General features: G+C 42.7%; 16 protein-coding genes and 3 tRNA genes. 2 read left to right on the forward strand and 17 right to left on the reverse strand.

Going from position 1 to position 19339, the window contains the following annotated elements:
• Positions 1-13: 13 nt before the first annotated feature.
• The 3 genes from rpiB to D6853_RS02765 are packed head-to-tail and all read right to left on the reverse strand — an operon-like array spanning position 14 to position 3256.
• Positions 14-451 (reverse strand): ribose 5-phosphate isomerase B, encoded by a 438-nt coding sequence (gene rpiB / locus D6853_RS02755; RefSeq protein WP_092249098.1) that lies wholly within the window; start codon positions 449-451, stop codon positions 14-16.
• 39 nt (positions 452-490) lie between these two features.
• Positions 491-1549 carry an L-threonylcarbamoyladenylate synthase gene (locus D6853_RS02760; protein WP_120656257.1) on the reverse strand — a complete coding sequence of 353 codons (1059 nt, stop codon included), beginning with the start codon at positions 1547-1549 and terminating at the stop codon, positions 491-493.
• 3 nt (positions 1550-1552) lie between these two features.
• Positions 1553-3256, reverse strand: a complete 1704-nt coding sequence (locus D6853_RS02765) for a glycosyl hydrolase family 18 protein (RefSeq protein ID WP_120656258.1) — start codon at positions 3254-3256, stop codon at positions 1553-1555.
• Positions 3257-3918: 662 nt separating this feature from the next.
• Between D6853_RS02765 and D6853_RS02770 the strand changes: the two genes are divergently transcribed.
• Entirely contained in the window at positions 3919-4719 is an 801-nt protein-coding gene (locus tag D6853_RS02770) for an adaptor protein MecA (RefSeq protein ID WP_120656259.1), read from the forward strand.
• A gap of 99 nt (positions 4720-4818) precedes the next feature.
• Here D6853_RS02770 and nifJ read toward each other — a convergent pair whose 3' ends face one another.
• Positions 4819-8349, reverse strand: coding sequence for a pyruvate:ferredoxin (flavodoxin) oxidoreductase (nifJ, locus tag D6853_RS02775; RefSeq protein WP_120656260.1), 3531 nt, complete (start codon positions 8347-8349; stop codon positions 4819-4821).
• Between the two features lie 426 nt (positions 8350-8775).
• On the opposite strand from nifJ, the gene D6853_RS02780 reads away from it, so the two are divergent.
• On the forward strand, positions 8776-8946 hold the full coding sequence (locus D6853_RS02780) for a DUF362 domain-containing protein (protein WP_092337459.1): 171 nt from the start codon (positions 8776-8778) through the stop codon (positions 8944-8946).
• Positions 8947-9116: 170 nt separating this feature from the next.
• Here D6853_RS02780 and dnaB read toward each other — a convergent pair whose 3' ends face one another.
• The 13 genes from dnaB to D6853_RS02845 all read right to left on the reverse strand — a co-directional run bounded on the left by dnaB (position 9117) and on the right by D6853_RS02845 (position 19199).
• Positions 9117-10460, reverse strand: a complete 1344-nt coding sequence (gene dnaB, locus D6853_RS02785) for a replicative DNA helicase (protein ID WP_120656261.1) — start codon at positions 10458-10460, stop codon at positions 9117-9119.
• Between the two features lie 2 nt (positions 10461-10462).
• A complete protein-coding gene (rplI, locus tag D6853_RS02790; protein ID WP_120656262.1) occupies positions 10463-10909 on the reverse strand; it encodes a 50S ribosomal protein L9 in 447 nt (148 codons plus the stop codon).
• A gap of 4 nt (positions 10910-10913) precedes the next feature.
• The gene (locus tag D6853_RS02795; RefSeq protein ID WP_120656263.1) at positions 10914-12965 is read right to left on the reverse strand and encodes a DHH family phosphoesterase; all 2052 of its coding nucleotides are present in this window, start codon (positions 12963-12965) and stop codon (positions 10914-10916) included.
• A 121-nt stretch (positions 12966-13086) separates the two neighbouring features.
• Positions 13087-15453 carry a phosphoketolase family protein gene (locus tag D6853_RS02800; protein WP_120656264.1) on the reverse strand — a complete coding sequence of 789 codons (2367 nt, stop codon included), beginning with the start codon at positions 15451-15453 and terminating at the stop codon, positions 13087-13089.
• Between the two features lie 243 nt (positions 15454-15696).
• Positions 15697-15960 carry a 30S ribosomal protein S18 gene (gene rpsR, locus D6853_RS02805; RefSeq protein WP_092249147.1) on the reverse strand — a complete coding sequence of 88 codons (264 nt, stop codon included), beginning with the start codon at positions 15958-15960 and terminating at the stop codon, positions 15697-15699.
• Positions 15961-16031: 71 nt separating this feature from the next.
• Positions 16032-16487, reverse strand: a complete 456-nt coding sequence (locus D6853_RS02810; protein WP_120656265.1) for a single-stranded DNA-binding protein — start codon at positions 16485-16487, stop codon at positions 16032-16034.
• 18 nt (positions 16488-16505) lie between these two features.
• The gene (gene rpsF / locus D6853_RS02815) at positions 16506-16793 is read right to left on the reverse strand and encodes a 30S ribosomal protein S6 (RefSeq protein ID WP_120656266.1); all 288 of its coding nucleotides are present in this window, start codon (positions 16791-16793) and stop codon (positions 16506-16508) included.
• Positions 16794-16900: 107 nt separating this feature from the next.
• A complete protein-coding gene (locus D6853_RS02820; RefSeq protein WP_092249156.1) occupies positions 16901-17074 on the reverse strand; it encodes a DUF951 domain-containing protein in 174 nt (57 codons plus the stop codon).
• On the reverse strand, positions 17074-17790 hold the full coding sequence (locus tag D6853_RS02825; RefSeq protein ID WP_120656298.1) for an NAD-dependent protein deacylase: 717 nt from the start codon (positions 17788-17790) through the stop codon (positions 17074-17076). Before D6853_RS02825 ends, D6853_RS02820 begins: the two co-directional genes overlap by 1 nt.
• Positions 17791-17852: 62 nt before the next feature.
• Entirely contained in the window at positions 17853-18761 is a 909-nt protein-coding gene (locus tag D6853_RS02830; RefSeq protein ID WP_120656267.1) for a S1 RNA-binding domain-containing protein, read from the reverse strand.
• Between the two features lie 92 nt (positions 18762-18853).
• Positions 18854-18924 (reverse strand) — tRNA-Cys (locus D6853_RS02835).
• A 15-nt stretch (positions 18925-18939) separates the two neighbouring features.
• Positions 18940-19011: transfer RNA gene (locus D6853_RS02840), tRNA-Glu, on the reverse strand.
• 115 nt (positions 19012-19126) lie between these two features.
• A tRNA-Asn gene (locus D6853_RS02845) sits at positions 19127-19199 on the reverse strand.
• Positions 19200-19339: the final 140 nt, after the last annotated feature.

Raw genomic sequence — 19339 nt, forward strand, 5'->3', positions numbered from 1 at the left:
GTATTGTTCGAAATTACTGCTCTCCTGCAGCAACCTTGGAAATCCTGCGGCTATGCTTCTCAAGCCCCGAAAAAGGAGTATCAAGAAATGTATCCACGATCTCCATAGCAAGCAGTTCTCCCGTAAATCCTCCCCCCATCGCAAGCATGTTGGCGTCGTTATGTTCTCTTGTTAGTCTTGCGCTTGTTACTTCCGAGCAAAGTGCACATCTGATTCCTTTGACCTTATTGGCAACGATACTGATTCCTATACCGGTAGTACAGATAACAATGCCCTTCTCGCATTCTCCGCTTGCGACAGCTTCAGCTGCCGGTCTTCCAAAATCCGGATAATCACAAGAGCTTTTGTCATATGTACCGAAGTCCTTTACCTCAAGTCCCCTTTCTTCCAGATGCTTTTTTACGGCCTCCTTCAAGTCAAATCCGCCGTGGTCACTAGCTAACGCAATCATTTGTACACCTCTTTTCATATAATTATAGTACTTATATTTTTACAGGACTATAACATTATGTCCTGCCGCCTTCAAAAGCCTGTTCATGATCGCCTGACCGATACCGCTGTCATCAAACGACTCCGAAAACATGATATCGACCTTGTCATCGTCAAATTCTCTGAGCGCTTTGAAGAGCTCGTGCGCTATGGTATTCTCATCTTCCCTGCTACCAAGGCTCTTTACAATATCTGCCACGTATTTATCCTTGGTCGCGTCGGTTCCGATGACTCCGACTCTCTTACCATCTCGCTTCGCAGCTGCGGTCTTGTCATTAATGTATTCTATAACGTCTTCCATAGGTCCCTGAACGATAGTAAGCTCGCCCTTGGGCGCATAATGCTTGTACTTCATGCCGGGAGCCTTGGGTTTTAATGTCGATGTACTGTCAATTATCGTCTTATCTATGCTGACCTTGCCCAAAACATCTTTGATCATATCCGCGGTGATATATCCGGGACGAAGGATCATCGGAACATCGGAAGTGAGATCTACTATTGTCGATTCCAGTCCTATTCCAACCTGTCCGCCGTCTATTATCATATCTATCTTGCCCGAAAGATCTTCCACGCAATATCTTGCAAGCGTTGGGCTGGGTCTTCCCGATGTGTTGGCACTGGGTGCTGCAATATAACCGCCCGACGCCTCTATGAGCGATAAAGCGATCTTGTTACAGGGCATTCTTATAGCCACCGTATCAAGTCCTCCCGTTGTCTCATAGGGAACAACATCGGTCTTATTCATTATCATGGTCAGCGGTCCCGGCCAAAAAGCATCAGCCAGTTTGCGTGCCGCTTCCGGAACTTCTTTTACTATTTGGTTTAATGCATCCATCTCGGACACATGGACAATAAGAGGATTGTCCGAAGGGCGGCCCTTTGCCGCATATATCTTCTTTGAGGATTGCTTGTTGAGCGCATCTCCGCCAAGTCCGTACACGGTCTCAGTGGGAAAAGCAACAAGTCCTCCGTTCTTAATGATGTTACCGGCTTTTATTATAGAAGCTTTGGCAGCATCATCTATATTCTTTTCATCAATTACTACCAGCTCTGTATCCAATTCTTATCCCTCGACATAAGCGGAAATCACATCCCAGACATCAGCTGTTTCCATACCAAGTGCCCACTCCGCGATACCCGCGATATTATTGGACTTCATGACATTCAGCTTCTGCTCAAGTGAAGCAGCATCCTCCATCCAGATCTGATTCAATGTTCCGTCTGAGGATGTAAATTCTCCGTAGTTCTGTGATGTTTCCGGATCCCATTCCATGGTAACCGAGTGGTTGCCCAAATATTCTTTGGCATTCTTCATAGGATATGCCTTACTTGTAAGCTTTCCGTCTTTGGTTGACCAAACTCTTGTATAGAAGGGCACTGCATTTATAACCTTAGAAGAATCCACCTTCTTTAATGCATTACTTATTCCGTTCTCAACATATCCGAGAGATGCTACGGATCCCGCCTCGGAACCGTTGTAATGCTCATCATAACCCATGATGATAACGTAATCCGCCACGATTCCCTGCTCTTTAAGATCATAGTGATCGTTAAAATGCATAGGCACATAATTGTCTATTGAAAAAACAAGTCCATTAGCTCTGCATGCTATGGATAGCTCGCGAACAAACTCGATGTATGATTGTCCGTCTTCAGCGGGTATACTCTCGAAATCCAGATTGATTCCGTCAGCTCCGCATGCAAGTGTCTTACTTACAACAGAATCGATCATTGTCTTTCTCGAAGATGCTTTGGCAAGATACTCAGCCGAAGAAATATTGTTTTTGTATGTTATATTCTCAAAAAGAGCCCAGACTTCAAGCCCTTTGCTATGAGCAGCGTCAACATAGCTTGATGAAGCAAAGCTATCTACCGAACCCGAATTGTCGGATACCATAAACCACTTGGGTGATATTACGTTAAGACTCTTGGTCTGAGAGAGAACTTCACTTAAAGAATCGTTACCACCCGGACCGCTCATATTTTGGAATCCCATATTTATCTTGTAATCCTTCTTAAGAGAAGTATACTCAGGCTCTGCATAATCCGTAACAGGAATAGGTGCGGATGTGGTCTTGTCCTTTAACATCTTGTTCTCGACAAAACCAATGAAAGAATTCTTGCTCTTAACCTTAGACCACTTATCCATCTGATCAAGAACTATAACTTTATCGCCCGCAGCGAGCTCCTCTATGACAGCGCTCTTAACTCCGCCTCTTACTCTAAGCTGCGTATCCTTGGAAATTGTAGCAATTTCCTGCTCTTCCCAAGTTGTATCGATCTGAAGGTGATTGGGCTCAGTAAACGCTTCATATGAAAAATTGGTATATTTTTTCACATAATCAAGAGCGACCAAAAGAGTTCCGTCATCTTCAAGTCTTGCTATCTGGTAATTCTCCTCTTTAGCCCCTTCTTTGGTGCTCTCATAACTGCCTGTACCTATCTTGGCTGTAATAATGGCATCGGGAGTGGTATATATAAGTGCTTCATCAGCCTTACCGTAATAAAATCTTCCGTTAAGATACTTACGAACAGCTTCGAAATCCATATAGTAAATGCCGTCCAAAAGCCTTGCTCTTTCTTCAAGATACTGATTACCGAGCAAAACAGCCACATCAGTATCGCCTTTAATATCAAAATACTCATTTAGATCTTTTTGTTCGCTGCTATAAGAAAAATGATCCTTATAAAGCTGTGACGCGTATACTCCGCCTATAATAAAAATAAGGGCGATTATAATAATCGCCGGAATCACCTTTTTCTTCATGTTCTAGCTCCTTTACAATCGCCCTTTATTATAACAGACTATTATGTTTACGTCATTATGAAAGTCAATATCTCACGGAAAACAACCTGATAATTGTATGTCATGGCGGGGTCCATTTATAAACTTTTAATAATTGATTGTTTTTATGAAATATTGTCCGTGTCTTAGGGTTATTTTAAGACCAAAAGGCTGTTAATCGTGATAATTCCATGCTTATAATTTTATGCCTGAAATAACCCGTTTGACATATTTTAATCTCCGTAAGACGCCGACCGCAAATCCTGTTTTTGGCGCAAGAACACGCGCCTAATTATGCTATAATAATAGTGTAAACATAATATCTTTATATCTATATGTTTATTGTCGATGTATGCTTATTTTGTTTAGGGATTTATTTTTAGAAACTAATATAGACATTTCGCAGAGCGCGAAACGATAGAAAATCTAAAATAATTCCTATATCGCCTCCTTCCCGGATTTATATCCTCGAAAGGCGTCTCACAAAAATAATCATATCAGACAAATCTTAAGAAATACCATCGAAATTTCTTAAGATTTTATGTAGATGCTGATTTATTTTAAAAAATATGTCGATACATCTATTGACATAGAATTATCTTTAAATTAGTATCTATGTATTCCAAAGTCAGGAGGTGAGCATCATGAAAATAGAAAAAGTTAACGACCACCAGATCAGATGCACCCTTACCAGAGATGACCTTGCGAAGCGCGATCTTAAGATTACAGAGCTTGCATACGGAACAGATAAAGCCAAAGAGCTTTTCCATGACATGATGCAGCAGGCTAATTTAGAATACGGATTCGATGCAGAGGATACTCCTCTTATGATAGAGGCTATTCCAATCAATTCAGAATGTATTGTTCTTATCATCACCAAGGTTGATGACCCTGAGGAGCTAGATACAAGATATTCCAATTTTGCTCCTTCTGTTCATGAAGAAGATGATGAAGACGAGGACGATTACGACGAATATGACGATGCTTCTTATGAAGATGATGAAGACGAAGACGTCGCCGGTCTGTTTAAGAGGCTTCAGCACAGCAATATGTCCGATTTTATTGAATCTACTTCAAACAGCGCATCAACGGATGCCAAGAAGCTAAAAGAGAAAACTTCCGGCGCCAAAAGAAAAAATCAGCCGACCAGACGCGGCTCAAGAATCTTTTCCTTTGATTCTATGCATGAAGTTACAAGATTCGCTGCTATAGTAAGCAGGAAATTCAACGGTGAGAATACATTATATAAGAACGAAGTCAAGGGTAAGTATTATCTGATACTTCATCAGGGCGAGATCGAAGATAATGTTTTTGCAAACATCTGCTCTGTTCTTACCGAATACGGCAAGACCGAGATCGGAAGCACTGCAGAGGAGCAATATCTTGCAGAGCACTACGAGGTAGTCATCAAAGACAACGCTGTTCAGACGCTTTCGAAGATCTGATCAAACAGGTTGATCACTTTATCAATTTGGAATTACAACATTAAAAGGCAGGTCCTTTCGGACCTGCCCTTTTTATGCCTTTTAGGCTTTTATGACTTATTATTTGTCTCCGTAAAGAGTAACAAGCTTTTCAAGATAAGCTCTGTGCTCCTTAGCATGCTCAGCAGCCATAGCGTTGAGCTTAGCAGCTCTCTCGGGATTCTTGAGCTTAAGTGAAAGGTATCTTACCTCTCCATCAAGGAAGCTCTGGAAGTCCTCTGTAGCAGGCTTGGAATCAAGTGTGAACTTCTGCTCAGCCTGAGGATTGAATCTGAACATATCCCAATATCCTGTAGCTACAGCCTTCTTCTCTTCATCCATAACCTTGTTCATGCCGGCCTTAAGACCCTGGTTGATACAAGGAGCATATGCGATGATAAGTGAAGGTCCGGGATAAGCCTCAGCCTCTGCGATTGCCTTAAGAGTCTGGTTCATATCGGCACCCATAGCGATCTGTGCTACATATACATAACCGTAGCTCATTGCGATGGAAGCAAGATCCTTCTGCTTGATCTCTTTTCCGCCTGCAGCGAACTGTGCAACAGCACCTGTAGGTGTAGCCTTAGATGACTGTCCGCCTGTATTTGAGTAAACCTCAGTGTTAACAACAAGAACGTTTACATCCTTACCGGAAGCAAGTACGTGGTCGAGACCACCGAATCCGATATCGAATGCCCATCCGTCACCACCGAAGATCCACTGTGACTTCTTAGCAGCAAAGTCTTTATTCTTAATGATGTACTTAGCAGCATCTGAGCTGTCGCCCTTAAGTGCTTCGATAAGTGCATCTGTAGCAGCTGTATTCTCTGCACCGTTGCTGAATGTATCAAGCCACTTCTGAGCAGCATCCTTTGCAGCACCGCCTGCGGCTACAACAGCCTCAACCTGCTCCTTGATAGCATCACGGAGTGCGTTCTGAGCAAGTACCATACCCATACCGAACTCTGCGTTATCCTCGAACAGTGAGTTATCCCATGCAGGACCATGTCCCTTGGCATTTACTGTATAAGGAGTTGAAGGTGAAGAGTTACCCCAGATAGAGGTACATCCTGTTGCGTTAGCAACATACATTCTGTCACCGAACAACTGAGTAACAAGTTTAACATAAGGTGTCTCACCACAACCTGCGCAAGCTCCCGAGAACTCAAGGAGAGGCTGCTTGAACTGAGAACCTCTGATAGTTGTTTCTTTAAGCTTCTCGATTACTTCTGTCTTCTCAGGAAGAGTTACAGCATAATCGAAGTACTTCTGCTCATCCTTGTTATCTGCGATAGCACCCATTGTAAGTGTCTCGCCCTGCTTGTTTCCTACGCAGACATTAGCGCAAGATCCGCAACCTGTACAGTCAAGGGCAGAGATAACAACTGAGAACTTGTATCCGGGTACACCGTTAACATCTTTAGTCTGAAGTCCTTCAGGTGCCTTAGCAACTTCGTCATCTGTAAGAGCAACTGTACGGATAGCAGCGTGAGGACAAACAAGTGAACAGAATCCACACTCTACGCACTTAGTTGCATCCCACTTAGGAACATTAACTGCGATACCTCTCTTCTCGTATGCAGCAGATCCTGAAGGTGTAGCACCGTCAACATAAGGAAGACAATCTGAAACCTTAAGGTTGTTACCTTCCTGAGCGTTAACCTTGGTCTGAATATTATTAACGAAATCAATAACGTCTTTTCTTGATCCTTCTGCTTTCTTGAAGTCAAGGCCTTCGTCCTTGGCATCCTTCCAAGACTCGGGAATCTCAACCTTGATAAGGTTCTTCGGATCTGCACCTGCATCGATAGCAGCCCAGTTCTTCTTAACAACGTCTTCACCCTTACGGCCGTATGTCTTCTGAGCAGCGTCCTTCATGAACTTGATAGCATCCTCTTCAGGAATGATCTTTGTGATATTGAAGAATGCTGACTGAAGGATTGTATTAATTCTTGTAGGTCCCATTCCAACTTCAACACCGATCTTAGAACCGTTCATGATGTAGAAGTTGATCTTGTGATCATACATGAATTTCTTAACCTGTCCGGGAATCTCAGCCTCAAGCTGATCTACTGTCCAAGGGCAGTTAAGAAGGAATGATCCTCCGTCCACAATTTCCTGAACCATGTTGAACTTGCGGATGTATGAAGGATTATGGCATGCTACGAAGTCTGCCTTCTTGATAAGGTATGTAGACTTAATAGGAGTCTTACCGAATCTAAGGTGAGACATTGTAACACCGCCTGACTTCTTGGAGTCATAATCAAAGTATGCCTGTGCATACATGTCAGTGTTGTCACCGATAATCTTGATAGAGTTCTTGTTAGCACCAACGGTACCGTCAGCACCAAGTCCCCAGAACTTACAGTTTGTTGTTCCCTCGGGAGTAGTAACGAGTGGAGCGCCAACCTTAAGTGAAAGATTGGTTACATCATCCTCGATACCGATAGTGAACTCTTCTTTATCTGTATTCTCAAATACTGCAACGATCTGTGCAGGAGTTGTATCTTTTGAACCAAGTCCGTAACGTCCGCAGAATACAGGAACGCTCTCAAACTTTGTTCCCTTAAGAGCAGCGATAACATCAAGAGCAAGAGGCTCACGATATGATCCGGGCTCCTTAGTTCTGTCGAGAACCTGGATTCTCTTAACAGAATCGGGAATAGCTGCTACAAGAGCTTTTGCTGAGAAAGGTCTGTAAAGTCTAACCTTTACAACGCCGACCTTCTTGCCCTGCTTCTCAAGGTAGTCGATTGTCTCTTCAATTGTATCGTTTACAGAACCCATAGCTACGATAACAACCTCAGCATTGGGATCTCCGTAGTAGTTGAAGAGCTTGTAGTCAGTACCGATCTTGGCATTGACCTTATCCATATACTTCTGAACGATGTCAGGAAGTTCATTATATCCTGTGTTACAAGCTTCTCTTGTCTGGAAGAAAATATCAGGATTCTGAGCAGAACCCATCTGGCAAGGATGATTGGGATTCAAAGCATTAGCCTTGAACGCATCGATTGCCTCATGATTTACCATCTCGTCAAGATCCTTGTAATCCCACACTTCGATCTTCTGAATCTCATGTGATGTACGGAATCCGTCAAAGAAGTTAATGAAAGGAATACGTCCTTCAATAGCTGAGCAATAAGCAACAGGTGTAAGATCCATAACTTCCTGTACACTTGAATCGCAAAGCATTGCAGCACCTGTCTGACGACAAGCGTATACGTCAGAGTGGTCTCCAAAAATGTTGAGCGCGTGTGATGCCACACAACGAGCTGATACGTTAAATACTCCGGGGAGTCTCTCACCGGCAACCTTGTAGATGTCGGGAATCATCAGAAGAAGTCCCTGAGAAGCTGTGTAAGTAGATGTAAGCGCACCTACTACGAGTGAGCCGTGAACCGCTCCGGCTGCACCTGCCTCAGACTGCATCTCTGTAATCTGAACAGTTCTGCCAAAGATGTTCTTCTTGCCTGCTGTTGCCCACTCATCTACATGCTCAGGCATAACTGATGAGGGTGTGATTGGGTACATGGCTGCAACTTCGGTGAAAGCATATGAAGCATATGCTGCTGCCTCGTTACCGTCCATGGTTTTCATGTTTCTTGCCATTTGGTTTCCTCCTACCTTCTATTTTGGAATTAATTTGGCTGCTATATTAAATTGTAAAAAGAATAACTTTGAAATAGCGCAAAAAACACTCTGCACATCCAACCCTCCCTATAAATAACGGATGTGCGGAGATTTCTTACTCGTATTCTGCCAAGTTCAATAGTATCATCATAATGCCCTGTATGTCAATGGTGGCAAGGGTTTAAGGGCTTTTATGGTAACTTATCCCAATCCCAGTCTACATCTTTATTATCTGACAATTTATAAATTTTTAAGGTTTTCATCTGATAAAAGTTTTCGTTTATGCTATTGCTAAAAAAAGTGTATTATTATATCATTACTATGTATCAAAGGTTGGTAACGGCAAAGCCAATCTGTTTTTGTTACAAATTTTATTCTGTATTACATTATGGAAGGAGATTAATTATGGCATACGTTATAAGTGATGGTTGCATCAGCTGCGGATCATGTGCAGCACAGTGCCCTGTTTCAGCTATTTCTCAGGGAGACTCTCAGTTCGTTATCGACGCTAACACATGCATCGATTGCGGATCATGCGCAGCACAGTGCCCTGTAGCTGCAATTTCTCAGGGCTAAAACCAAGCAAGAAAATAAACAAAGAGCATTTTCCAAGTTTACTTAGGAAAATGCTCTTTTTTATTTTCTTATTTGGCGCAGCCGATAGAACGAGGAAATGCGTCAGCATTTCCGAGTGCTCGCTTGGCTTAGCCCTGAGAAATTGCTTGGCTCATCCTGCTGCCATCTCTTTAATGGCCCTTCTCCAGATTCGCAAACTTCGTAAATTCCGGAAGCCACAAAAGATCTACCGTTCCGATCGGGCCGTTTCTCTGCTTGGCTATGATTATATCCGCAATACCCTTCTTCTCGGTATCTTTATTGTAATAATCATCTCTGTAGATGAACATAACCATATCGGCATCCTGCTCGATAGCTCCGGATTCACGAAGGTCTGAAAGCATCGGTCTGTGATCCGGTCTTTGCTCAACCGCACGGGAAAGCTGCGAAAGTGCCACAACAGGTACGTTGAGCTCTCTGGCAAGAGCCTTGAGCGATCTTGAAATATCCGAGATCTCCTGCTGTCTCGACTCAGAACTTCTTCCCGATCCGCCTGTCATAAGCTGAAGGTAGTCGATCATAATGATCTGAAGATCATGCTCCATCTTATATTTCCTGCACTTTGAGCGGAGCTCCTGTATTGAAATACCCGGAGTATCATCGATGATAAGTTTGGAACTGCCCACAACATCTGCGCTCTCAATAAGCTTCTCCCAGTCCATATCTGACATATTACCAGTTCTGATATGCTGTGAATCAACGTGAGATTCCATCGCAAGAAGTCGGTTTACGAGCTGTTCCTTCGACATTTCCAACGAGAAAATAGCAACGCATTTGTCATCATGAAAGGCCATATGCTCAGCAATATTAAGAACAAACGCCGTCTTACCCATTGAAGGACGCGCTGCAATGAGAATAAGATCGGAAGGCTGAAAGCCTGCCGTGCTGTAATCAAGGTCCAAAAATCCGGTTGAGAGACCCGTTACATTGCCTTTCATCTTGCTGGCTTTCTCTATTCTGTTAAGAGCATTCATGACGATCTGATCGATCGATACGAACTCTCCAATATTTCTCTTCTGAGTGATCTTAAATACGTTTTTCTCAACGTCATTGAGGATTCCTTCCATATCCTCACCGCCCGAATAGCAGGTGTTGATTGTATCCTCACTTACATGAATAAGCTTTCTGAGCGTTGATTTATCCGCTACAATCTGTGCGTAATACTTTATATTGGCTGATGTGGGAACCGCAGAAACAAGTTCTCCTATGTACTCAGCACTGCTGACCTGCGGAGGAACATTCTTTTCCCTAAGGCGATTCTGCAAAGTTACAAAATCAACGGCGCTGCCCTCTTTATTGAGCTCCACCATTGTCTCAAATATTGTACCCAGCTGCCTGTTATAAAAATCCTCCGGGTTTATTATCTCAGATGCAATTTCTATCGCTTCTTTATCCATCAGCATAGCGCCGACAACGGATTGTTCAGCCTCCAAACTGTTGGGAGAAACTCTCTTTAAAGGGGTCTCATCTGCCATGTTTACTGTTCCTTTACACTAACCTTCAACGTAGTTGTAACCTGTGGATGTAACTTTACCGGAATCTCATAAGTACCGAATGATTTAATAGGTTCCGGCATTTGAAGCTTCTTTTTATCGATATCAAATCCAAACTGTGCTTTTGCAGCAGTAACGATTTCCTTGGATGATACGGAACCGAATACTCTTCCGCCCTCTCCGGCTTTCATAGTCAGTTGAATTGTCTCTTTGCTGATCTTCTCGCCGTATTCCTTTGCTGCGTCAAGCTGCTGCTTAGCAACTATGGAATCTCTTTTCTGCTGGTTCTTAAGTTCATTTAAATTCTTCTGTGTAGCCTCAACTCCAAGCTTCTTGGGGATCACAAAGTTCTTGGCGTAACCGTCGCTCACCTTTACAATCTCACCCTTTTTACCGAGGCTTTTTACATCTTCAAGTAATATTACCTGCATTTAACTATAGCTCTCCTTCTTCAATCATATCGTCTATCGTGCGCTTTACGGCATTTACAGCCTCAGCCACGGATACATCCTGCATCTGTGTTCCGGCGGAACTCATATGTCCGCCTCCGCCCATTCTCTCCATGATGATCTGAACATTGACCTCATCAATCGATCTGGCACTTACATACACCTGATTCTGGTATTCGGTACATACAAAGCTTGCTCTGACGCCCTTGATATTAAGAAGCTCGTTAGCAGCCTGTGCACCTATAATTGTCGGACTCTCAACATCTCCTGTTTTGAGAACCGAAATAGCATATCTGTCACGATAAATCTCAGCCTGGCTGACTGCGTCAGCTTTAGCCTTGTATTCACTTGCGTCCTCCCTAAAGAGCTTACGCACTCTTGTAACATCGGCGCCGTTTCTTCTTAGGAATGCTGCTGCCTCAAATGTTCTGACACCTGTCTTATTCATGAAGTTATTGGTATCGACCATCATTCCCGAATATAGACTGTCTGCTTCTTCATTATAAATCTTAACGTTGTCACCGATATACTGGAGAATCTCAGATACCATCTCACATGCCGACGAAGCATAAGGCTCAACATAAGACAGTGTCGCATTTTCTATAACCTCGGTTCCCTGTCTGTGGTGATCGAGAACGACTATTGTCTTACAGAACCTAAGAAGTTCCGGGCACTCCGTAATACTTGGCTTATTAACATCAACAACAACAAGAACAGTATTGCTGCCCGCAATATCTATAGCCTGCTGATTGTTTATGATCATATCTTCTTCGTAATCGGGATTACTTCTAAATAGGTCAACAAGCGGAGACATTGAAGCTGTCACATCGTTTAATACGATATGGCATTTTCTGTCCAAAGTCTTGGCAATCCTGTAGATTCCGACTGAAGCTCCAAAGCTGTCCACATCGCCCATTCTGTGTCCCATGACGATAACGGAATCTTTTCCGGAAATAATCTCTCGAAGCGCATGAGCCTTGACTCTCGCCTTAACTCGTGTGCTCTTTTCTATCTGCTGACTCTTTCCACCGTAATAAGAAATATTGTCGGCACTCTTAACTACCGCCTGATCTCCGCCTCTACCGAGCGCAAGATCAATTGCGTTTCTTGCAAATTCATAGTTCTGTGCATAGGACAGACCGTTGATTCCTATTCCGATACTAAGCGTAACAGCCATCTCATTACCGATGTTTACGGTCTTAACGTCTTCCAAGATATCAAAGCGTTGCTCTGTTACCATCTCACAAGACTTCTTGGGCATAACAACAAAGTACTTATCCTTCTCGATCTTCTTGGCTATTCCGTTGCAAGAAGCAATGTACTTGTTGATCTTTCTGTCTATAAGTGCGGTCAAAAGAGATCTTCTTACTTCCTCTACACTATCAAGAGCCTCATCGTAGTTATCCAGATAAATAAGTCCTGCAGCAAGTGACTGGTTGTCTACTTCCTGAATGGCAAGACGAAGCGCCGTCTCATCGTAAAGATAAATAGCTATAAGGCTTCCTTCGTATCCATCAGCATCAATGATATCGCTGTTTATCGCCATTTCCCTTAAAGATATTCTCTTAAGCTTGATAGTATAATTACTGTCCTCATAATCGAGCTTATAGGAAACTTCTTCATTTCCATGAGGGAATTTATCTGCGGTTATAGTAGGAAAAAGAGAAAAAATAGTCTTTCTGAAACCTTTTTCCTGATGTACAACTCTTTCAAATGCGATATTTGTCCATACGATCTTGCCGGAATCATCAAGCACGGCATGCGGAAGATCGAGTTCTCTGAGTAATCTCTTTTGAATCTGCCCGTATTCCGTAGCGAAGCTTACAAGCTCATTCATGATGATCGGCTTGTTGTAGAAATTAAGATAAACAATCGCGATAAAATACAATGCGGTAAAAGCAAAAAGCATAAGTCCCGCCGTAAGATTCATTGTAAATACCGCTACATTAACAAGTGCCAGTAAAATACCGAGATATGTAAATATCCTAAGATATGTTCTTAACTTGCCTTTAAGTTTAACTCTGTTCTTATTTGACATTATGTTGTCCTCTTCCTGTCCATTGGACATTCCAAGTTTTATTATAACATAAAGCAGGGCATCTACGAAATAATCGCAGATGCCCTACTGATTTATATTTTACTTATGTATCCGTGAATGATTACTTAACGCCTGTCCACTTCCACTCAGCAACTTCGGGCATATCAACACCTACATCGTGGATGTAAGCCTTGTGCTCAACGAGCTTATCCTTCATCTTCTGGATGAGGAATGCTCCCTTATTGCCAAGCTGAGGCATGTTGTTAAGCATAGCGATAACGAGATCGAAACGGTCGATCTTGTTCTGAACTCTCATATCGAAAGGAGTTGTAATTGTTCCTTCCTCGTGATAGCCGTAAACGTGGATATTTCTGTTTGTTCTTGTATATGTAAGTTCATGGATAAGAGTCGGATATCCATGGAATGCAAATACAATAGGCTTATCCTTTGTAAAGATTGTATCGTACTCTACGTCTGAAAGTCCGTGAGGATGCTTGTTCTTAGGCTCCATCTTCATAAGGTCTACAACGTTAACGAAACGAACCTTGATCTCAGGCATCTCCTTGTGGAGGATGTCAACTGCAGCAAGCGCCTCAAGTGTAGGTGTATCACCGCAGCATGCAAGTACGATATCAGGCTCTTCACCTGTGTCTGTTGAAGCCCAATCCCAGATGCCGATACCCTGTGTGCAGTGCTTAACAGCCTGCTCCATTGTAAGCCACTGAGGTCTGGGATGCTTACTTGCTACGATAGCATTTACATAGTTCTTGCTCTTCAAACAGTGATCCATAGTTGAGAGCAAGCAGTTAGCGTCGGGTGGAAGATAAAGTCTTACAACGTCTGCCTTCTTATTAGAGATATGATCAAGGAATCCGGGATCCTGGTGAGTGAATCCGTTGTGATCCTGCTGCCATACGTTTGATGTAAGAAGAAGGTTAAGAGATGCAATAGGACGTCTCCATGAAAGTCCGTTACATACCTTAAGCCACTTAGCATGCTGAGCAGCCATTGAATCGATTATACGGATGAATGCTTCGTAACTAGCGAAGAATCCGTGTCTTCCTGTCAAAAGATATCCCTCAAGCCATCCTTCGCACATATGCTCGGAAAGCATTGAATCCATTACACGACCGTCCTGTGCAAGGAACTGATCGGTATCTTTATCTATAGCATTATTCCAATCACGATTTGTTACTTCAAATACCTTGTTAAGACGGTTAGACATTGTCTCGTCGGGTCCAAAGATACGGAAGTTCTTCTGATCGTCGTTAAGCTTGAATACGTCTCTGATGTATCCGCCAAGCTCGATCATATCCTGCTTCTCAACAGAACCGGGAGTAGGAACATCAATAGCATAATCACGGAAATCAGGAAGTCTCAAATCGTGAAGAAGCTTACCACCATTAGCGTGAGGGTTGGCACCGATACGTCTGTCTCCCTTAGGAGCAAGCTCCTCAAGCTCAGGAATAAGGCGTCCGTTCTCATCAAAGAGTTCCTCGGCATGATAGCTTTCAAGCCATTCCTTAAGGATATCAAGGTGCTCGGGCTTATCCATCATTACGGGAACCTGGTGCGCCTGGAATGATCCCTCGATCTTATTTCCGTCAACAACCTTAGGACCTGTCCATCCCTTAGGTGTACGAAGAACGATCATAGGCCATACAGGTCTTGTTGCATCGCCCTTATCTCTTGCATTCTTCTGAATAGCCTTAATCTCGTCCATAGCCTTATCAAGAGTTTCAGCCATCTTACGATGCATTTCCTTAGGATCTGAACCTTCTACGAAGTAAGGGTTCCATCCCATTCCCTTGAAGAATGACTCAAGCTCCTCATGTGAAAGACGAGCAAGAATTGTAGGATTTGAAATCTTAAAGCCGTTAAGATGGAGAATAGGAAGAACAGCTCCGTCTGTAACGGGGTTAAGGAATTTATTTGACTGCCATGATGTTGCAAGAGGTCCTGTCTCAGCCTCACCGTCACCTACTACGCAAGTAGCGATAAGATCGGGGTTATCAAATACAGCACCGAAAGCGTGTGCGATTGAATAACCAAGCTCACCACCCTCATGAATAGAACCGGGTGTCTCGGGAGCTACGTGGCTTGAGATACCGCCGGGGAATGAGAACTGCTTGCAGAGCTTCTGTAAACCATCCATATCACGGCTTACGTTAGGATATACTTCACTGTATGATCCCTCAAGATATGTGTTGGCTACGAAGAAGTTTCCGCCGTGGCCGGGACCTGAAATAAGGATCATATCCTGATCGTACTTGTTGATGACACGATTAAGGTGTACATAGATAAAGTTCTGTCCGGGAACTGTACCCCAGTGTCCTACGATCTTCTTTTTGATATGCTCTTTCTTAAGAGGCTCACGAAGGAGCGGATTCTCAAGAAGATATAACTGTGCTGCAGCGAGATAGTTAGTCGCACGCCAATAGGCATCCATTTTGGCTAAGTACTCGTCTGTTAATTCGTTGTGGTTCATACTTAACTCTCCTTTACTACTTGTATGTTAATACTCGCAGTCACTTGGCTGCTCATAGAAACTTTTGCATCCATACTAAACTAAAATATTTCAGGCAGATATACTATACATATTCTTGCTAATTTTTTATCAATTATTGCTATCTTCATGATTAAAGTACCATCATGTCACTTTATAAATAAAAAGACACTTCTTAGAATTTCTTCTAAAAAGTGTCCTCATATCATTTAATATAACTGCCAATTACTCAGCTACGTAAGGCATAAGTGCAAGATGTCTTGCTCTCTTGATAGCAGATGTAAGCTCTCTCTGGTGCTTAGCGCAGTTACCTGTGATTCTTCTGGGAAGAATCTTGCCGCTCTCAGAAACGAACTTCTTAAGCTTAGCTACATCCTTATAATCAATAACATTATCTTTGCCACAGAATACGCAAACTTTCTTTCTTCTGTGCATTCCACCCTTTCTCCTTACAGGAGCATCGGATTTCTCAGACTTTGTGAAAGCCATTGTTTATTCCTCCTTAACTACGGATAACGCTTACATAACTGTAACGGTCATGCCAAAGCAATATCCTCGAATCAGTTAAACGGCAGCTCCTCGTCAATTCCGTCGGGAATATTCATGAAGCCATCGCTTGCTGCAGCAGGAGCCGGTGCTTCAGCTGAAAAATCAGAACCAAATGATCCTCCGTTATTGGAAGCAGCGTTCTTGGATTCAGCAAATTCCTGGTCCTCCGCAACTACATCAGTTGTGTATACCTTAACGCCATCCTTGTTCGTATAAGAACCTGTCTGGATGCGTCCTGTTACGATAACCTTTGTACCCTTCTTAAGATATTTCTCTGCAAATTCACCGGCTCTACCGAATGCCACAATACTGATAAAATCAGCTGTCTGCGCATCCTGCTGGTCTCTCCTTGCAAATCTTCTGTCAACAGCAAGTGTGTATCTTGCTACTGCTGTTGCTGTCTCTCCCTGTGAATATCTAACATCAGGGTCTCTTGTCAAACGTCCCACTAGTATAACTTTATTCATATTTTCGTCCTCTTGTATTTAAGCCTCGTTCTTAACGCATAAATATCTGATGACGCCGTCCATGATACGCATGCGAGTCTCAATCTCTGCGGGAGTTGTAGGCTCACCATCGAACTGGATGAAATAGTAGAAGCCTTCTGTCATCTTCTCGATCTCATAAGCGAGCTTCTTCTTTCCCCAATCATCAATGTTGGTAATCTGACCACCATGCTTCTCGATAGTCTTCTTAACCTTCTCGATGAGGGCTGTTCTGGCATCGTCCTCGATCTTTGCACTAACAACAACGGCTAATTCGTATTTGTTCATGCTATTTGTTACCTCCTTTTGGTCTCTGGCTACTTGTATCAGTCAAGCAGCAAGGAATTTATCACAGGATGATATGTTATCATATACCCATGATAAATGCAAGCATTTTATCGTATTCCCCTAATGTTTTTTTCCACATTTTTACGGGATACCATAATCTGATGTCCGCATCCGAGACACTTAAGTCTAAAATCGGCTCCGACTCGCAAAACTTCCCATTCATAGCTACCGCAAGGATGTTGTTTCTTTAGTTTTATTATGTTTCCAACCTGAATGTCCATTAAATCTGATCCAAAATCTCCCCAATAGGCCCTTGTATAACAAGATCCGCCTGTCTGTCCCTTGGTGTTGCCGACTTATTTATCAAAACAAGCTTATTTCCTGAATAATAGTCTATGAGACCTGCTGCAGGATAAACAGCTAGTGATGTGCCTCCTATAATAAGTACATCTGCGTTCCTGATATAATTTACAGATTCCTCAATAACCTGCATATCAAGACCTTCCTCATATAAGACAACATCAGGCTTAATTCTGCCTCCGCATTCACAAGTAGGTATTCCATCATAATTTGCCATAAAATCAAAATCATAGAACTTATGGCATCTCTCACAGTAGTTTCTGTGAACACTGCCATGAAGCTCCAAAACCTTCTTACTTCCGGCAGCTTGATGAAGCCCGTCTATATTCTGTGTGATAACCGCCTTAAGCTTGCCCTTCTCCTCAAGCTCTGCAAGCTTAAGATGCGCCTTATTGGGCTTAACACCTGTGATCAGGAGCTTGTCCTTATAGAATCTGAAAAATTCCTCAGGCATTCTTTCATAAAAAGTGTGGCTAAGAATCTGCTCCGGCGGATATTTATATTTCTGATGATATAGTCCGTCTTCACTTCTGAAATCCGGAACTCCACTTTCTGTTGAAACGCCAGCTCCGCCAAAAAAGACAATATTATCGGATTCGTCAATTAATTTTTTTAACTCTTTTACCGCCTCGTCCATATTATCTCCTTTCATCGTTTATACTTCCGAAATTGCAAAAAACTGTTTGATCAGAATTCTTATCAAAATCCTGCATTCTTTAAAAGTGCTGCAAGTGAAGTTGTTGCATCTCCGTCACTTGTATATTCAATCTTTTCCTCTGTAATCTCGGTAGCTGCCACTTCTTCAAGTGCTTTCATGCTAAGACTAAGTTTTCCGTCCTTTATTGAGATAACTTTAACTTTCACCTTCTGTCCGACTTTAAGTACTGCAGAAGGATGTGCGATTCTGTTATTACAGATCTGCGAGATGTGCACAAGTCCGCTCATTCCTTTTCCAAGGTCAATGAACGCTCCGTAGTTCTGTAAGCTCTCAACCGTTCCCTCTGTAACAAGCCCAACTTCCACATTGGAGATCATTTCTTTTCTCTTAAGGTCAGCCTGTTCTTTAAGATAGTCTTTTGCTGAAAGGACAAGTTTCCCGTTCTCTTCATCAGCTGTTATAACTTTTACCTTTGCTGTCTTTCCAACATACTCATGTATACTGTCATCTTCGACATATGAAAGGTCAAGCTTGGATGCCGGAATAAATCCTCTTATTCCCTCCAGGAAAGCAACCGCTCCGCCCTTTACCGCCTCTGAGATTTTAACATCAACATATTCTTCCGATGTGAGGTATGCCTTCAGCTTGTCCCATGCAAGAACTTCATTGGCTTTTCTCATAGATAAAAGAATATTTCCTTCTCCATCATCTGTTGATATAACCGTAGCTGACACTTCATCTCCAACATTTATATCTTTATGGATTGAAAACTTAGGATCGTCACTTAGTTCCTCGGCTCTGATGATCCCCTGAGTATAATACTTGATATCAAGAATAACTTCCGAATCAGTCACACCTATGACCGTGCCGTCTATAATATCTCCCTCCTTTATCTTTCTGAAGGAGTTCTCAATCTCCCTGGTATAATCTTTCATTGTCTCTTCTGCCATGTCTTGGGCCTCCAATAATATTAGTCTCTATGATTATACCATATACAAAAAAGGACAAAAAAAATCTGTAAGTAATTCTACTTACAGATTAGAGGTGACAGGCGGATTTGAACCGCCGCTCAAGGTGTTGCAGACCTATGCCTTACCGCTTGGCTATGTCACCATAATATTTAAATAATGACTCCGACGAGAATCGAACTCGTGTTACCGCCGTGAAAGGGCGATGTCTTAACCGCTTGACCACGGAGCCTAATGCTTAGCGGGCGTCTTTTGAACGCTTTGCAGTAGGCTCTGCTGTAGTTCTTAGTGAGGTCTTTCCGAACTTAGAACTTCAGTTGAGCCATTTGGCCAGACGACCACTTTAGCTCCCCCTGTCGGACTCGAACCAACGACACTTCGGTTAACAGCCGAATGCTCTACCGACTGAGCTAAGGAGGATTATTTCCTTTATTGTACCTTCAAAACCGAACACTGAATATTTCCAAATCTATACATCTTTATGGATAAGCCCTCGACCTATTAGTACACATCAGCTGAACATGTTACCATGCTTACACCTTGTGCCTATCTAACCTCGT

It is taken from the genome of Butyrivibrio sp. X503, from assembly GCF_003625475.1.
Taxonomy (GTDB): Bacteria; Bacillota; Clostridia; order Lachnospirales; family Lachnospiraceae; genus Butyrivibrio.

Excerpts from the sequence above, each read along its gene's own strand:
- D6853_RS02830 (WP_120656267.1), bottom strand. The coding sequence starts at position 18,761 with ATGGCAGAAGAGACAATGAAAGATTATACCAGGGAGATTGAGAACTCC.
- nifJ (WP_120656260.1), bottom strand. The coding sequence starts at position 8,349 with ATGGCAAGAAACATGAAAACCATGGACGGTAACGAGGCAGCAGCATAT.
- D6853_RS02780 (WP_092337459.1), top strand. The coding sequence starts at position 8,776 with ATGGCATACGTTATAAGTGATGGTTGCATCAGCTGCGGATCATGTGCA.
- D6853_RS02795 (WP_120656263.1), bottom strand. The coding sequence starts at position 12,965 with ATGTCAAATAAGAACAGAGTTAAACTTAAAGGCAAGTTAAGAACATAT.
- rpsF (WP_120656266.1), bottom strand. The coding sequence starts at position 16,793 with ATGAACAAATACGAATTAGCCGTTGTTGTTAGTGCAAAGATCGAGGAC.
- D6853_RS02765 (WP_120656258.1), bottom strand. The coding sequence starts at position 3,256 with ATGAAGAAAAAGGTGATTCCGGCGATTATTATAATCGCCCTTATTTTT.
- D6853_RS02820 (WP_092249156.1), bottom strand. The coding sequence starts at position 17,074 with ATGGACATTCAGGTTGGAAACATAATAAAACTAAAGAAACAACATCCT.
- D6853_RS02800 (WP_120656264.1), bottom strand. The coding sequence starts at position 15,453 with ATGAACCACAACGAATTAACAGACGAGTACTTAGCCAAAATGGATGCC.
- dnaB (WP_120656261.1), bottom strand. The coding sequence starts at position 10,460 with ATGGCAGATGAGACCCCTTTAAAGAGAGTTTCTCCCAACAGTTTGGAG.
- D6853_RS02770 (WP_120656259.1), top strand. The coding sequence starts at position 3,919 with ATGAAAATAGAAAAAGTTAACGACCACCAGATCAGATGCACCCTTACC.
- rplI (WP_120656262.1), bottom strand. The coding sequence starts at position 10,909 with ATGCAGGTAATATTACTTGAAGATGTAAAAAGCCTCGGTAAAAAGGGT.
- D6853_RS02825 (WP_120656298.1), bottom strand. The coding sequence starts at position 17,790 with ATGGACGAGGCGGTAAAAGAGTTAAAAAAATTAATTGACGAATCCGAT.
- rpiB (WP_092249098.1), bottom strand. The coding sequence starts at position 451 with ATGATTGCGTTAGCTAGTGACCACGGCGGATTTGACTTGAAGGAGGCC.
- rpsR (WP_092249147.1), bottom strand. The coding sequence starts at position 15,960 with ATGGCTTTCACAAAGTCTGAGAAATCCGATGCTCCTGTAAGGAGAAAG.
- D6853_RS02810 (WP_120656265.1), bottom strand. The coding sequence starts at position 16,487 with ATGAATAAAGTTATACTAGTGGGACGTTTGACAAGAGACCCTGATGTT.